At 73.6% G+C, this 15,304-nt stretch carries 9 protein-coding genes (1 of these 9 running past the window's edge); 3 read left to right on the top strand and 6 right to left on the bottom strand.

Going from position 1 to position 15,304, the window contains the following annotated elements:
* Nucleotides 1-136 precede the first annotated feature (136 nt).
* The 3 genes from trmB to KK483_RS16330 all read right to left on the bottom strand — a co-directional run bounded on the left by trmB (nt 137) and on the right by KK483_RS16330 (nt 3,900).
* Nucleotides 137-928, bottom strand: coding sequence for a tRNA (guanosine(46)-N7)-methyltransferase TrmB (trmB, locus tag KK483_RS16340; RefSeq protein WP_262005967.1), 792 nt, complete (start codon nt 926-928; stop codon nt 137-139).
* A gap of 71 nt (nt 929-999) precedes the next feature.
* Nucleotides 1,000-2,229 carry an L-2-hydroxyglutarate oxidase gene (lhgO, locus tag KK483_RS16335; RefSeq protein ID WP_262005966.1) on the bottom strand — a complete coding sequence of 410 codons (1,230 nt, stop codon included), beginning with the start codon at nt 2,227-2,229 and terminating at the stop codon, nt 1,000-1,002.
* A 117-nt stretch (nt 2,230-2,346) separates the two neighbouring features.
* Nucleotides 2,347-3,900 (bottom strand): MFS transporter, encoded by a 1,554-nt coding sequence (locus KK483_RS16330; protein ID WP_262005965.1) that lies wholly within the window; start codon nt 3,898-3,900, stop codon nt 2,347-2,349.
* A gap of 861 nt (nt 3,901-4,761) precedes the next feature.
* Here KK483_RS16330 and KK483_RS16325 point away from each other — a divergent pair.
* Nucleotides 4,762-6,864 carry an asparagine synthase-related protein gene (locus KK483_RS16325; protein WP_262005964.1) on the top strand — a complete coding sequence of 701 codons (2,103 nt, stop codon included), beginning with the start codon at nt 4,762-4,764 and terminating at the stop codon, nt 6,862-6,864.
* Nucleotides 6,865-7,248: 384 nt separating this feature from the next.
* Here KK483_RS16325 and KK483_RS16320 read toward each other — a convergent pair whose 3' ends face one another.
* Entirely contained in the window at nt 7,249-9,174 is a 1,926-nt protein-coding gene (locus tag KK483_RS16320) for a sigma-70 family RNA polymerase sigma factor (RefSeq protein ID WP_262005963.1), read from the bottom strand.
* Between the two features lie 319 nt (nt 9,175-9,493).
* The gene (locus KK483_RS16315) at nt 9,494-10,390 is read right to left on the bottom strand and encodes a TetR/AcrR family transcriptional regulator (protein ID WP_262005962.1); all 897 of its coding nucleotides are present in this window, start codon (nt 10,388-10,390) and stop codon (nt 9,494-9,496) included.
* A gap of 337 nt (nt 10,391-10,727) precedes the next feature.
* Between KK483_RS16315 and KK483_RS16310 the strand changes: the two genes are divergently transcribed.
* Nucleotides 10,728-12,197: an NAD(P)/FAD-dependent oxidoreductase gene (locus KK483_RS16310; protein ID WP_262005961.1), complete on the top strand. Its 1,470-nt coding sequence runs from the start codon at nt 10,728-10,730 to the stop codon at nt 12,195-12,197.
* Between the two features lie 278 nt (nt 12,198-12,475).
* Nucleotides 12,476-14,224: an ATP-binding SpoIIE family protein phosphatase gene (locus KK483_RS16305; protein WP_262005959.1), complete on the top strand. Its 1,749-nt coding sequence runs from the start codon at nt 12,476-12,478 to the stop codon at nt 14,222-14,224.
* On the opposite strand, the gene KK483_RS16300 is transcribed toward KK483_RS16305, so the two are convergent.
* A protein-coding gene (locus KK483_RS16300; protein ID WP_262009535.1) for an MFS transporter crosses the window boundary here: on the bottom strand, nt 14,221-15,304 show its 3' portion. Its footprint extends 233 nt past the window's final position; the window shows 1,084 of its 1,317 coding nt (coding positions 234-1,317); its start codon lies off the right edge, out of view; the stop codon is at nt 14,221-14,223. The two genes, KK483_RS16305 and KK483_RS16300, sit on opposite strands and share 4 nt — an antisense overlap.

Genomic DNA, 15,304 nt, shown 5'->3' with positions numbered 1-15,304 from the left:
TGCGCGACGTGGTTACGCGTCCGAGTGAGGCGGCCCGTCGGCTCAGCCGGGTCAGCCAGGCGGCGCGGTCGGCGCGGTCGGCGCGGTCGGCGCCGTCGAGTCAGCCGGGTCGGTCGGGTCGGTCGGGTCAGCCGGGTCAGCCGGGTCGGTCGCCGGCGCGGGCGGTGCGACGGAACAGAAGATCGTGCACCAGATGGCCCTTGTCGAGACCCTGGCCCTCGAACCGGGTCAGCGGGCGGAAGGCGGGACGGGGAGCGTAGCCGCCGTCCTCCCGGGTGTTCTCGAAGCCGGGGTGCGCCGTGAGCACCTCGAGCATCTGCTCGGCGTACGGCTCCCAGTCGGTCGCGCAGTGCAGCACCGCGCCGGGCTTCATCCGGCTCGCGGCGAGCGTCAGGAACTCGGGCTGGATCAGCCGCCGCTTGTGGTGGCGCTTCTTGGGCCACGGGTCCGGGAAGTACACACGGAGCCCGTCGAGCGCGTCCGGGGTGAGCATCTCGCGGAGCAGGATGATCGCGTCGCCGTTGGCCACCCGGACGTTGCTCAGCCCCATGCGGTCGGCGAGGCCGAGCAGATTGCCCTGGCCCGGCGTGTGCACGTCGACCGCGAGGATGCCGGTGCGGGGGTCGGCGGCCGCCATCTGGGCGGTCGCCTCGCCCATGCCGAAGCCGATCTCCAGGACGACCGGGAGCCCGCCGAACATCTCGTCGAGATCGAGGGTGCTCCGCCCGTCGATGTCCAGCCCCCACGTCGGCCACAGCCGCAGCAGCGCCTCGCCCTGCCCGGCGGTCACCCGGCTGCGGCGCGGCTGGAAGCTGCGGATCCGCCGCTCGTGATGGGACCCGGCCGGATCGGCCGCGGGACCACCCGGGAAACGCGGCTCGGTCTTGGGGCGGGGAACCTTGGTGGTGACGTTCTCGGACTCAGACACAATGCCCCGATTGTACGGCGCGTCCCGCGCTCCCCGGGGGCTCTGTCCCGGGCCGCAGCCACCGTCCGGGCTCAGGCCAGGTGGGCCAGGGCCCTTCGGGCCACCTCGCGGCCGATGGGGAGGGAGGCCGTCGCCGCAGGGGACGGCGCGTTCAGTACGTGGACCGTGCGGGGGGCCTCCTGGATGAGGAAGTCGTCCACGAGCGTGCCGTCCCGCAGCACCGCCTGCGCCCGCACGCCCGCCGCCACCGGCCGCAGGTCGTCCTCCGCCACCGGGGGCAGCAGCCGCCGCACCGCCTCCGTGAAGGCGCGCTTGGACAGGGAGCGGTACAGCTCGCCCGTCCCGTACCGCCAGTGGCGGCGGGCGATCCGCCAGGAGCCCGGCCAGCTCAGTGTGGCCGCCAGCTCGCGGGGATGGACCGTGGACCAGCCGTACCCCTCGCGGGCGAGCGCCGGCACCGCGTTCGGCCCGACGTGGACGGTGCCCTCGATGCCCCGGGTGAGGTGCACCCCGAGGAAGGGGAAGGCGGGATCCGGCACCGGATAGACGAGGCCGCGGACCAGCTCGGGGCGGTCGAGCTCGTAGTACTCCCCCCGGAAGGGGACGATCCGTACCGCCGGCTCGTCGCCCGCCAGACGCGCCACCTCGTCGCAGTGCAGCCCCGCGCAGTTCACCAGCGCCCGCGCCCGGACGATCCGCCCGGAGGACGTGCGCACCGCGACGCCGAACGGGCGCCGGTCGACGGCCCGCACCTCCTCGCCGTACACGATCTGTGCGCCCGCGGCGTCGGCCTCCTCCGCGAGCTGTGCCGCGACCGCCCCGAAGTCGCACACGCCGGTCGTCCCCACATGGATCGCCGCGACCCCCCGGACCCGCGGCTCGTACTCGGCGATCTGCGCCGGGCCCAGCTCGCGCACCGGAATCCCGTTCTCCCTGCCGCGCTGGACCAGGGCGTGCAGCCGCGGGAGCTCCTCGCGGTCGGTGGCGACGATCAGCTTGCCGGTGACCTCATGGGCGAGCCCGTACTCCGCGCAGAACTTCACCATCTCCGCCGCGCCCCGCACGGCGTAGCGCGCCTTCAGCGAACCCGGCCGGTAGTAGATCCCGCTGTGGATCACTCCGCTGTTCCGCCCGGTCTGGTGGTGGGCCGGGCCGGCCTCCTTCTCCAGCACGACCACGGATGTGCCCGGCGCGGCGCGCGTCAGGGCGTACGCCGTCGACAGGCCGATGATCCCGCCACCGATCACCAGCACGTCACAGTCGTACGCGCCGCCGTACGTCGCGTATGACGCCGTCACCACACACCTCCCACCCCGGCTGTGCTGTCCGGAGGGCAACCCCCGGTCCCCCCGATGATGCACTGGCCCACTGACATTCGCGTTAAACCAGGTGGGACACGCTTTACGGAGGGGTGTGGCTCACGCCGGTGCCATCAGCAGCGGCCGGGCCCGCTCCCTCAGCTCCGCCACGCGCGGCTCGTCGCCGTACGGCTCCAGCCGGTGCAGCAGGTCCCGTACGTACTCCGTCGTACGCGCGGACGAGATCCGGCCCGCGACCTCCACCGCCCGGGTGCCCGCAGCGCACGCGGCGTCGAGGTTCCCCGACTCCAGTTCGGCGACGGCGCTCACCACCAGCCGCAGCCCGTGCGACCGCACGAACTCCTCCGTGGGGCGGGACAGCGCCTGCTCCGTGAAGCGGCGCACCTGGCGCGGCGCCTTCAGGTCGCGGTAGCACTCCGCGGCGTCGGCGGCGAAGCGGTCGTACGAGTAGAAGCCCAGCCAGGACGGGTCGGCATCGCCTTCCCTGGCCCGCTCCAGCCAGCTCTCCGCGGCCTTGAGCGCCGCGCCGGCCGCCGCCGCGTCGCTCGCCTTCGCGTGCGCGCGCGCCTCGACCAGCCGGAAGAAGCTCATCGTGCGGGCGGTGGCCAGTCCGCGGTTGCGCTCGACGGCCGCCTGGGCCAGGTCCACGCCCTCGTCGGCGAAGCCCCGGTAGGTCGCCTGGAGCGACATCGAGGCAAGGACGTATCCCCCGAGGGGGACGTCGGCGGCGGCGCGGGCGAGGCGCAGCGCCTGGATGTAGTACCGCTGCGCCGCCTCCTGCTGGCCGGTGTCGAAGGCCATCCAGCCCGCCAGCCGGGTCAGCTCAGCGGTGGCTCCGAAGAGCGCCCTGCCGACCTCGTCCGAGTACGAACCGAGGAGCAGCGGGGCCGCGTCGACCCGTAAGCACTCGGGGACCATCGAGGAACGCCAGTCCCCGCCGCCGTACTTGGAGTCCCAGCGGCGGGCGTCCTCGGCGGCCTCGCGCAGCTTGGCGACGTCGGTGTGGCCGACGCGGACCAGCCCGTCGTCGGTGGCGCCGTCCGCGGCCGGGTCCGTAGGCGCCCCCTCGGAGGCGTTGGAGGCCGTGTGGGAGACGGCGGGGGAGGCGGTGGCGGTGGTGTCCTCGGGGGAATGCTGCGCGTTCCGCTCGGCGCTCCGCTCGTCATCGCGCTCGACGTGCCGCGCGACCGACGGATCCACGGGCGTGATCAGCCAGCGGGACGCGGGGGTGGCGTACGCGCTCACCGAGAACGAACCGGCCAGCGACTGCCAGATCCCGCCGCCGCCCGCGCGCCGCCCGGCCAGATCCAGCCGGTACAGCTCCGTGGCCGACCTGACCGCCTCACCCACGTCGCGCGGGAAGGCGAGCCCAACCTCGGGGGCGGGGTCGGCGTCCGCGAGGCCGATCTCGTGCAGCGGCACCGGGCGGCCCAGCTTCTGCCCGATGGCGGCGGCGATGAGATGGGGCGCGGCGCCCTGCGGCACCATGCCCTTCGACACCCACCTGGCCACCGACGTCTTGTCGTAACGAAGGGTCAGACCGCGCTGCGCGCCGAGGTCGTTGACCCGCCGGGCGAGGCCGGCGTTGCTGATTCCCGCGAGGGCGAGAACGGTGCCGAGCTTTTCGTTCGGCCCGCGTTGCTCCCTGGACATGCGCCACCCCTCGACACACAGACGGCCGCCGGGGCGCCCGGTGCAGGCGCACGGCATTCGTGCTGCGTTCTCCCCCGGGGGCACGGCCTCCGCCGACGCCGGCCCGGGTCCCGGACCTCGCCGCAAGAGCATCTGGCCGAGCCCTTCGGAATATGCACCCCCCGCGGAGAACAGCAGTGACACACAGCGTAGTTCGCCGGATCCCGACCGTTAAGAGGCGGTCGTCCGTATGGCGAGATTGTTGTGTGAACGGGGCCGGGTCCGGCCGTCCTCGTGCTCCCGGTGTGTGGCCGTGCGCCCGTCCGTGCGCTCTCGTCGGGCGCTGGCGTGGGCGCTTCCATGAGTGGTGCGTGGGTCGGCCCACTGGCACAGGGATCCAGTGGGCTGGGGGACACCGCCGCCTCATTTCCCCGCGGGCGGCGGACCGGTCCGGGGGGTGGTCAGCACCTCCCGGACCGTGCGCGCGGCCCCCTGTCCGGACCGGTGTTCGGTTCCGTGCTGTTCGGAGAATGGCCGAATGTCGACGCTCGCTCCGGCGTCCTTCGGCGTCCTTCGACGGCCTCCGGGAGTCGTCCCTTGTCCGTCGGGCGTCTGTGCGGAGGCCGTCAGGCGTCCGTGCGGAGGCCGTGCGATGTTGGTGCGATCTCCGTCTGATCTCCGTCTGATCTCCGTCCGGAAGTTGGCCGCTGCGGCGGCGCACCACGGGTGCGCCCCACGCTCCGAGTGCAATCCGCCCATGCCAGGGGCGTGTTCACTTTACGCGCGAGCGGCCCGGAGACCCTCCCATGCGCCGTTGTCGTGGCAGCATGTCCTCATCGGCGGTTGGCCGACCCAGAGTTGTCCACAGGCTGTGGAGGCGCGATGCGGTGGCTGGTGGGATGGAGCAGTATCGCCGCAAGCTTCGGTACGGCGGGGGCGACGGCCACCGGCTCCACTGACGAGAACCGCACCGTCCACCCCGTCGGCGCCCAGCTGCTGTGGGGCGACCCCGATCCGCTGTGGGCCGTCGGCGACTGGCGGCCCGACGAGGTGCGCGTCGTCACCGCCGACCCCTTCACCCGCGTCGCCGTGCTGGGATGCTGCGCCGCCAATGACGAGGAGCTGCGCGTCGGCCTCTTCGCCGCCCGCGGCGGGGCGCTGCGGCATCTCACCGCCTGGGCAGGCAGTTACACGGCCGTCGTGCAGGTCGGCCGCCGCATCACCATCGCCGGTGATCTCGCCGGCGCGCGGCCCGTCTTCTACACGCCCTGGGCGAACGGCACGGCGTACGCCACCGCGGCGCTGCCCCTGGCCGACCTCATCGAGGCCCAGCTCGACATCGGCCACCTCGCCGCGCTGCTCGCCTGCCCCGAGACCCCGGAGGCGCTGCGCGACTCCACCCCGTACGCCGGCGTCAAGCGCATCCCGCCCGGGCACGCGCTGATCCTGCGCGAGGGCTCGCGCGAGATCACGGGGTACGAACCGGTCGCCTCGCTCGCCGTCGCCGCACCCGAGCCCGAGGCGGAGCGGGCGATGGACGCTATGCGGGACGCGCTCGTCGACGCCGTACGCGCCCGGCTCACCGCGCCCCGGCACGCGCCGGGGGTGCTGCCGCCCGACCCCGGTCCCGTTCCCGGAATGGGCCCGTCGGAGCGGCGCGCGGCACGCGGCGCACCCGTGCCGGGCATCGGCGCCGACCTGTCCGGAGGCAGCGCCTCCGCGACGCTTGCCCTGCTCGCCGCCGGGCTGCCCGGGGCGCCGGGCACGGTACTGGGGCACGGCACCGGCGCGGGGGAACGGCTGCTGGCCGTCACCTTCAACGACCTGGCCGCGGGGGAAGGGCGGGAAGCCGAGCTGGAACGGGCCCGGGCCATCGCGGAGAACCCCCGGCTCCACCACGTCGTCGTCGCGGCCGGCGAAGAAGCCCTCCCCTACGCCGACCTGGAGTCCGGACCGCTGACGGACGAACCGGGCGCGTCCCTGGTGGTCGCCGAACGCCACCGGCGCCGCCTCGCCGCCGGCAGCGCCGACCACCTCACGGGGTTCGCCGCACGCCAGGTCCTCGACGCGCATCCCGCGCGGCTTGCGGACCTCCTGATCGACCGCCGGCGCCGGCCACTGCTCCGGCCCGTCTCCGCACTGGCCAAGGCCCAAGGGGCGTCGGCGGGATCGCTGCTCGTCCCGCTGACCGTCTACCGTGCGGCGCGGCGGCTGGCCCGTACGCCGTACCGGACCGGGCTGGAGGCCGCGGCGGCGCACCTGCCCTCGGCGAACCGGGCCGTCGCCTCGGTGAACGGGCCCGTGGGCGCCTCCCTGGCCGCCCTCGCCTGGTCCCGGCCGGGACCCGCGGCGCGCTGGCTCACAGGGGAGGCGCTCGCCGAAGTATCGGTTCGGCTGGCCGAGGCGGCGACCCGGCCCACATCGGTGCAACGGCCCGGCGAGGCGCGGGCGCGCGCCGCGCTCGCCCGCGCCGCGGCGGACCACCGGGTGCTGGAGCAGGCGGCGGAGGTACGCAGCCAGCGGCTGCACGCGCCCTTTCTCGACAACCAGGTCGTACGGGCCGCACGCGGCCTCCCCGAGGCGCTGCGGGTACAGCCGGGGGCGCGGGTGACGGTCCTGCGGTCGGTGCTGGCGGGCGCGGGGATCCACGACCTGCCGCCGGGCTGGGGCGCGCCGTCCCAGGCCGCGTCGACGGCGGCGACCCGGACGGGCCTGCGGCTCGCGCTGCCCGAACTGCTCGCCCTCTTCGACACGCCGCTGCTCGCCGACGCGGGCCTGGTCGAGGCGCGGGTCGTCCGCCGGGCGCTGCGCGCGGCGTCGGAGGGCGAGCCGGTCCCGCTGGACGGCCTCGCGGACCTGGTCTCCACGGAGCTCTGGCTCCGCCGCCTCCTGGCCCGCCGCGGCACCTGCTGGACGGGCACGGCGGCACCACGCCGGCGTGCGGTGGCGTCGGGTGTGCCGCCGAGGCCGACGCTGCGGGCGTAGCGCCTCCGGCGGGGGGCGGGTTGGCGGCGCTGGTGTTGTCCGGTGGCGGTGGCTGGGCCGGGGTTTTTGTCCTCAAGCGCCGGACGGGCTGGGGTGTTGGGGTTGCCCGGTGGCGGGTGGTTGCCGTCCGGGTGGCGCTGCGGGGCTCGTGTTCGGGACGGCATGCTGTGCTTTTCCGGGGGAAACCCCCGGACCCTCGTACGTCGCGCGCCCACTCGGAAGCGTGTAGTCGTCCGGGATTTCGGCGCGTGCCACAAATCACGCTTGAGTGTCCCGAACCCGACCCCTCCGCGCCCCCCGGGTCAGGTCACCGGCCGTGGCCGACCCCGGTGGTTTGTGGGCCGAGGCCGTGGAGCGCGAGGCCCGAACGCGCCGGCGCCGCGGTCAGGAGCAGTTGATCCGGGACTGGGCCCAGTCCGCGACCGTCACCGTGTCGGACGGCTTCTGCGGCTCCACCACGAGGCGGATCGACTTCTGCCCCGCGATGCCGACGCTCACCGGAACCGCCGGGTCACCGCCGTTCATCACGGGCGACTGCCACAGTCGTGCCCCGTCCCCGTAGACGGAGAACCGCACGCTGCCCGTTCCCAGCGTCAGATCGTCGATGCCGACCGACGCCTCGTAGGAGGTGCACTGCTGGTTCAGGTCGATCGTCACGGACGACCTTCCGTGCACCGACACGCCCTGCTCGTAGCGGGTGCCGTCGATCGACATGCCCCAGCGCTTCCAGATCCAGCTGCTCTCCGCGAGCCGCACTTCGGGCTCGGCGTGGTCGCCGACGGTGCCGAACTTCAGCTCGTTGACCTGGTAGACGGACGGCGGGGGCGGCGGAGTGGGCTTCGGCTCGGCCGCGGGCGGCTCCGGACTCGGCGGCGGCGTGGTCGGCTCGGCCGCCGGGGGCTCGGGCTGCTCCACGGGGTGCGCGACCGGGGCGGTCGACGGCTCCTGCGGCGGCGCAGGCTCCTCGGCCGGGGGCGCGGGCGGCGCCGGAGGCTCCGGCTTTGCGGACGGGGCGGGTGCCTTCGGTGCGACGGGCATCGAGACGGGCGGCTTCGCCTCGGGCTTCGCGGGCACGGACGCGGGGTCGCCGGCGAGCGCCCATGCGAGCCCGGCGGCCGCGGCGAGGGCCGCAGCGGCGGCGAGCCCTGCCTTCGCCGGTGCGCCCAGGCCCTCCGAGGCAGCGGCCCCGCCGGATCCGGAACCGGCCGTGCCCGACCCGGACGCGGCGGACCCCGTCGAGGCGGCGGCGGCACCCGCTCCCGCCGCTCCCGCGGCGCCGCCTGCCACGATCCCGGCGGCCTTGAGCGAGTACCCGCCGGCGAACCAGCCGATGACGGCGATCGGCAGCAGCGCGGGGATGCCCGCGTTGACCTGCTCCAGCTCGCCCGCGGCCAGCCGGCACTTGACGCACTCCTCCAAGTGCTTGCGCAGGCCCCGCTCGGCCCGCATCCGCAGCCCGCCCCGGGCATACGCCCCGAGCCGGTCCGCGTACCGCGCGCAGTCGCCACCAGAGGTGAGCGCGGTGCTCACATGGGCCTGGAGATAAGCCTGCTTGAGGCCCTCGCGGGCCCGGCTGGCCAGTACCGCCGTGGCATTGGCGGTGAGCCCGAAGAGCGGGGCCACCTTGCTGGGCGACTCCTCCTCGACGGTCGTGTGCCAGAGCACCGCCTGCCATCGCTCGGGCAGCGAGCGGAACGCCTGCAGGGCCAGCGACTGCTCGGCGTCGTGCATGGCCCGGACGTCGGCGCCGAGGTCGAGGGTGTCCTGGTCGGAGACCTCGGAGGAGCGGGCGGCCTGGTCGGCGAAGACCGCGAAGTCCTCGACCAGTTGCTCCCGTTTCGAGGAGTTCGTCCAGGCAGCGGCGACGCGGCGCACGGTCGTCAGGAGATAGGCGCGCACGGCGTGCTCGGGCCCGGCGCCGCTCCGCACCGCCTGCAGCGTGCGGGCGAAGACCTCGGCGGTCAGATCGTCCGCCGTGTGCGCGTCGCGGCAGCACGTGCGCGCGTACCGGCGCACGGCGTCCGAGTGCCGGCGGAACAACTCCGCGTACGCGGTGCTGTCGCCGCCCCGCATCCGCTGGACCAAGTCGGCGTCCGACGGCGGCAGATCGTCGGCCGTCGCCCTGCCGCCGCGCTCGCGCTGCGGCGGCACGCTCGCATCGGCATCCCGCGCATACGCTCCGTCGGCGGACTGCCCGGGCGTACGCATGGCATGACCCGGCCCGCCCTGGCTCGGAACCTGCCGATGCGCCCCGCCGGTCTCCGCCCCAGGGGCGCCGCCGAGTGGTTCGTCCCGACCGTTACCGCTCATCGAGGAAGCCCCCGTACGCACGCAGTGACCCGAACACCGGCCAAGAGTGCCACAGAGAGATGACCGGCAGTACGCCACCTCCCGGCTACCACTCGTCCGGGGAGACCTTCCGGGACCGCGCGAGACCATTCACCCGAACGGGGAATGCTTAGCGGACTGTACGACTGCGCCGTACGAGCACCCGTCGCCCGCTCCGGCATCCGGCACCGGCTGCGGGTATCCGGCTGCCGGGCTGCATCCGTCCTCGGATGCCGCCCCGGATTCGTTCAGGCAGCCGTCCGGACAGCCGTTCGGGCACCCGTTGCCCCCACACGCGCCGCTACGCCGGCCGCGACCGCAGACCCTCCAGCAGGATGTCCAGTAGCCGTGCCGAGGCCGCGGCCTGCTGTGCCGCGTCCGGCAGGGACGGTGCCGCCGTGGCTATCACCAGCAGCACATCGGCCACCGTGACATCGGCCCGCAGCTCGCCTGCCGACCGCGCCCGCTCCACGAGCTGCCCCACGACCTCCAGCAGTTCGCCCGTCCCCGCGTCGTCCTGCACGGCCGTCTCGGGGCGGGAGCCGACCACTCGCAGGCCGGGCTGGCCGCCGAAACCCTGCCGCTGCTGCGGCACCCGTGCCCCGCCCCGGCCGTCCCTGCCCGCACCCTGCCCGGCGCCCCCCATGACTTCGGGGAGGACCTCCGGTACGGCCTCGGGCAGGACCGTCGGGTCGTCCCCGTCCACACCGACGCGCAGCACCTGCGGCGGCAGCAGCCGCCCCGCGCCGGACGCGACCGAGGTGCGCAGGAAGCGGGAGAGCGCCGACCACGGCTCCTCCTCCTGCCCCAGCGCCGTGCGCGCCTGCTCGGTGAGCCGGGAGGTCTCCTCCTCGGCTATCCGTCGCACCAGGACGTCCTTGCTGGGAAAACGGCGGTAGACCGTGCCGACACCGACGCGCGCCCGGCGCGCCACGTCCTCCATCGGTGCGCCGTACCCCAGCTCGCCGAACACCTCGCGTGCGGCGCGCAGTACATGCTCCAGATTCCGCTGGGCATCCACGCGCAGCGGCGCCGAACGCCCTGCCGCGCCTGCCCCCGCACCGGCCGTCCCCGCTGCTCCCGTGACCGGTCCGGTCACTGATCCGGTCACCGCCCCCGTCGCGCGCCCGTTGCCCACGCGCGTGCCGTTGCCGTCGGAAGCGGCAGCGGACTGCCAATGCGATTCCTGAGTGTGCATAACCGTTCCCCCGGTGATGATGTTGTCTCCCCCCGGAGACTCCCCGCCCTGACAGCCGAGGTGAATCAGACGAGTCACCGACCCGACACCCCGACGAAGTACGAACATAGTTGAGTCGAGGTCAATTCAGAAGGGGCTCTTCCGCACGGTGTGCCCCCCGATCGGAGCAAGGGCCGGAACGTTCCCGATTCGGCCCCCTCCCTCCACCTCCCGCGCCCGCCCTGACCTGCGTACCTTCCCCAACCCCGGGAACCGGACCGGCGATGTCCGGCCAGAACCTCCGGTCACACAATTTGCCGGGGCTGTGGACAAACTCCCGGGACCGTTGCGTCATGGGATGGTGAAGGCTGCAAACTCCCGGGACACGACCCCCGGCTCCTCGCCGCGCACGCGCATCCTCATCGTCGGCGGCGGCTACGTGGGGATGTACACGGCACTCCGTCTCCAGCAGAAGCTCAAGGCCGAGCTGGCCCGCGGCCGGATCGAGATGACCGTCGTGACGCCAGAGCCGTACATGACGTACCAGCCCTTCCTCCCCGAAGCGGCGGCCGGCGCGATCTCACCCCGCCACGTGGTGGTCCCGCTCCGCCGGGTCCTGGCCAAGTGCCGGATCCTCATCGGTGAGGTCAGAGCCGTCGACCACGCCAAGCGGACCGCGACCGTCGCCACCCTCGCCACCGAGGAGGAGGGCGCGGGCGGCGTCCAGCTGGGCTACGACGAACTGGTCATTGCGCCCGGCTCGATCTCCCGCACCCTCCCGGTCCCCGGCCTCGCCATGTACGGCATCGGCTTCAAGTCCGTCGAGGAGGCCATCGGCCTGCGCAACCACGTCCTCGAACAGATGGACATCGCGTCCTCCACACGCGAGCCCGCACTGCGCGACGCCGCCCTCACCTTCGTCTTCGTGGGCGGCGGCTTCGCGGGGGTCGAAGCGCTGGGCGAGCTGGAGGACATGGCCCGCTATGCCACGCGCTACTACCACAACATCAAGCCCGAGGACCTGAAATGGGTCCTCGTCGAGGCGACCAGCCGCATCCTCCCTGAAGTCGGCGAGGAGATGGGCACGTACGCCGTCCGCGAGCTGCGGCGCCGCAACATTGACGTACGCCTCGACACCCGCCTCGACTCCTGCGAGAACCGGATCGCCGTTCTCAGTGACGGCACTCGCCTGCCCACCCGCACGGTCGTGTGGACCGCCGGCGTCAAGCCCGCGCCCGTCCTCGCCTCCACCGACCTGCCGCTCAACGAACGCGGGCGCCTCAAGTGCACGCCCCGGCTCACCGTGGAGGGGGTCGATCACGCCTGGGCGGCGGGCGACGCCGCGGCCGTACCGGACGTCACCTCGAAGGTGCCGGGCGCGGAGACGGCGCCGAACGCCCAGCACGCCGTCCGCCAGACCAAGGTGCTGGCCGAGAACATCATCGCCTCGCTGCGCGGACAGCCCCTCAAGGAGTACGCCCACGCGTACGTCGGATCCGTCGCCTCGCTCGGCCTGCACAAGGGCGTGGCGCATGTCTACGGCCGCAAGCTCAAGGGCTATCCGGCCTGGCTGATGCACCGGGTGTATCACCTCAGCCGCATGCCCACGTTCAACCGGAAGGCACGCATCCTGGCCGAGTGGACGCTGTCGGGCCTCTTCAAACGTGAGATCGTCTCGCTCGGCTCGCTGGAGCATCCGCGCGCCGAGTTCGAACTCGCCGCGGGCGCGGTCCCCTCCCGGCCCCTCACACGCCGTCACGAGGATCCGCCCAACGGCGCCAAAGGCAGGCGGCAATCACGGACGGGGGAGGATCCCGGGGAGGGCTGACACTCTCGTCAGTCTTGGTTGTCAGTGCGGTCGGCCACACTGGACGTGTGACGATAGGTGGACCGACGCATGCACTGAGTGATCCCCGTCCCTTGAGTGGTGATCCGAGCTCCTGAGCGTTCCGGCGGCCCCAGACGACCACCACGACCACCACGACCAGTACGACCGACACACGAGGCTTGGCTGCTCCACCCGGGGGCAACCCCCGGACCCCCGGCCCGCCCCGGCGGAGTGACCCGAGACGACCAGCACGACCGACACACGAGGCTTGGAAATTCGTGAACTTCACGCGTTGGAGCGCCCGGCTCCCCGGTACGCAGCGTCGCGCCGCAGCGAGGGTCGACCGCGGCTCCGTGCCCGCGGCCCGCGGTGAGTACGACCAGCGGCCGGGGCGCTCGCCCGACGCCGCGGGTCCCGGCGACGCCACAGGTGTCAGCGGTGCCGCCGGCACGCCGGACCTCACCGACGCGCCCATGCTCGAACAGTTCTCCGTACGGGAGCTGCTCGGCCGGCTCCCCGCCCTCGTCGCCCTCGTCCACGGCCCCGAGCACCGCATCACGTACGTCAACGACGCCTACGCTGCGGCCTTCGGCCCCCGCCCCATCGGCGTCCGCGCCGCCGACGCGTGCCCCGAGTTCACCGAGCTGGGCCTGCTCCCGCTCATGGACCAGGTGCTGCGCAGCGGAAAGCCCCGCACGGTGAAGTCCCGTCGCGTCAAGGGCGGTGGTTCGTACACGGTCACGTGCCTGCCCGCGGATGTCCCCGAAGTCCAGGACGCCGTCGATGGCCCCGGTGCCTCCGAAGTCCCTGGAATCACCGCCTCCGGTTCGGTGCCCGGCTCCGGAGTCCTCGTCTTCGCCGCCGATGTCACCGACCACGCCGAGGCCGCCGAGCGGCTGCGCGCCAGCGAGCGCCGCCACCGCGAGACCGCCGTCACGCTCCAGCGCTCGCTCCTCCCACAGGAGCTCGAACAGCCGGACGACCTCCGCATCGCGGCCGACTACCGCCCGGGCGGCACGGACGCCGCGGTAGGCGGCGACTGGTACGACGTCATCACGCTCGGCGCCGGCCGCACCGCCCTCGTCATCGGCGACGTCATGGGCCGCGGGGTGCGCGCCGCCGCCGTCATGGGCCAGCTCCGCACCGCCGTCCGCGCCTACGCCCGCCTCGACCTGCCCCCGCACGAGGTGCTCCAGCTCCTCGACGGACTCGCCGCCGAGATCGACCCCAGCCAGATCGCCACCTGCGTGTACGCGGTCCACGACCCGAACGAGGGACGCCTCGTCTACGCGTCGGCGGGCCATCTGCCCATCCTCGTGCGGGACGCGGACGGCACGGTCCACCGCGCCGAGGAGCCCACAGGACCTCCGCTCGGCACCGGCGGCTGGATCCACACGTCGGGCACCATCCCGCTCCAGCCCGGCTCCACCGCCGTCCTCTACACGGACGGTCTCATCGAGCGGCGCGGAGAGGACATCGACGAGGGGGTCGCCGCCCTGGAGCGCGCGCTGGCCGGAGCGACCGGCACTCCACAGGTGGTGTGCGACCGTCTGATCCGCTCCCTGGGCGTCACGGCGGAGCATGACGACGATGTCGCGGTCCTGGTCCTCCAGCACCCCACCCGTACGGGCACGGACGCGGAGCTCTTCCACAACGCCGCCCTGGAACTGCTCGGCGGCATCGAAGCGGCGCCCCGCGCGCGTGCCTTCGCCTCGGGGGTCCTGGCGTCCTGGCGTTTCCCGGGCGAGCTGTGCGACCTGGGGGTGCTGGCCGCCAGCGAACTCGTCGCGAACTCGCTGCAGCACGGCACCCCGCCCATGCGTCTGCGGCTCCGCCGCACCGACCGCCGCCTGATCATCGAGGTGACGGACGGGGACGACCATCTGCCGCGCCGCCGCCGCGCGGAAACGGAGGACGAGGCGGGCCGCGGCATCTCCATCGTCGCGACGATCGCCTCGTCCTGGGGCAGCCGCCGCACTCCCGGCGGCGGCAAAGCGGTGTGGTGCGAGTTCGCGCTCCCCGACTAGGCCGCGGTCCCGGCCTTGTTGTCGTCGCGGCTGGTCTCGCGGCTGTCCCGGTCGGGACGGCGCCCGGCCACGATCCGCGACTTCGAGGCGAGCACCGGCAGGTCCTGCACGGGCGTGAGCTGCTTGCCCAGGCGCAGGGCCAGCACGGTGATGCCCAGGGAGAAGAGGACGAACGTCACGATGTACGGTCCGTGCAGTGCGGCCCCCATCGGCCCGCCCACGGCCGGACCGACCGCCAGCGCGAGCTGCTTGACCAGGGCGAAGGCCGAGTTGTACTGCCCGACCATCGCCTCCGGCGCCAGATCGGCGACGAGCGGAGCCACCGTCGGCGACAGCATCGCCTCACCGAGCCCGAAGAGCGCGTACGTCGAGATGAACGCGGCCGTCGCCATGGCCTGGCTGCCGTGTCCCAGACCCGCGTACCCCGCGAAGAGCCACGAGACGGCCCAGATCAGCCCGACCGCGGCGATCACGCGCGTACGCCGCCGCCGCTCGAGGAACCGGAGCACGACGAACTGCGCGACCACGATGACGGCCGTGTTCGCCGCCAGGGCGAAGCCGAGGGTCGCCGGGTCGATCCCTGCGGCCTCGGTGCCGTACGCCGCGAGCCCGGACTCGAACTGCCCGTAGCAGGCGAAGAAGAGGACGAAGCCGAGAACGCACAGCTGCACCATGGCCCGGTGCCCGAGCAGTGCACGCAGCCCACCCCTGGCCCTGGTCTCCGAGTCCATGGGCCGCGGATCCTGGATGGACGGCGACACGGGCATCTTCACGGTCGCGGCGATCCCCGCCAGGACGACGAACATCGCCGCCTCGATCGCGAAGAGAAGGGTGAAGCTTCCAGGGCGGTCCGCGTCGACGATCTGGCCGCCGATGAGACCGCCGATGCCGAGCCCCAGGTTCTGCAGGAAGAACTGCGTCGCGAACGCCCGAGTCCGGCCCGCCGGGCTGGAGCACCAGACGATCAGGGTTGCGAGCGCCGGCTGCATCACGGCCGTCCCCGCGCCCAGCAGGGCCGCCGAGACCACGGCCATCGGGACGCTCCCGGAGAGTCCCATGCTCAGCGCACCCGCGGACGCG

This window comes from Streptomyces sp. FIT100 (genome assembly GCF_024584805.1).
In the GTDB taxonomy this organism is placed as follows: domain Bacteria; phylum Actinomycetota; class Actinomycetes; order Streptomycetales; family Streptomycetaceae; genus Streptomyces.
This window is presented reverse-complemented; position numbering and strand designations above follow the sequence as displayed.

Coding starts and splice junctions, on each gene's coding strand:
- KK483_RS16330 (WP_262005965.1), bottom strand. CDS start 3,900: ATGTCCAGGGAGCAACGCGGGCCGAACGAAAAGCTCGGCACCGTTCTC.
- KK483_RS16325 (WP_262005964.1), top strand. CDS start 4,762: ATGCGGTGGCTGGTGGGATGGAGCAGTATCGCCGCAAGCTTCGGTACG.
- KK483_RS16320 (WP_262005963.1), bottom strand. CDS start 9,174: ATGAGCGGTAACGGTCGGGACGAACCACTCGGCGGCGCCCCTGGGGCG.
- KK483_RS16315 (WP_262005962.1), bottom strand. CDS start 10,390: ATGCACACTCAGGAATCGCATTGGCAGTCCGCTGCCGCTTCCGACGGC.
- KK483_RS16310 (WP_262005961.1), top strand. CDS start 10,728: ATGGTGAAGGCTGCAAACTCCCGGGACACGACCCCCGGCTCCTCGCCG.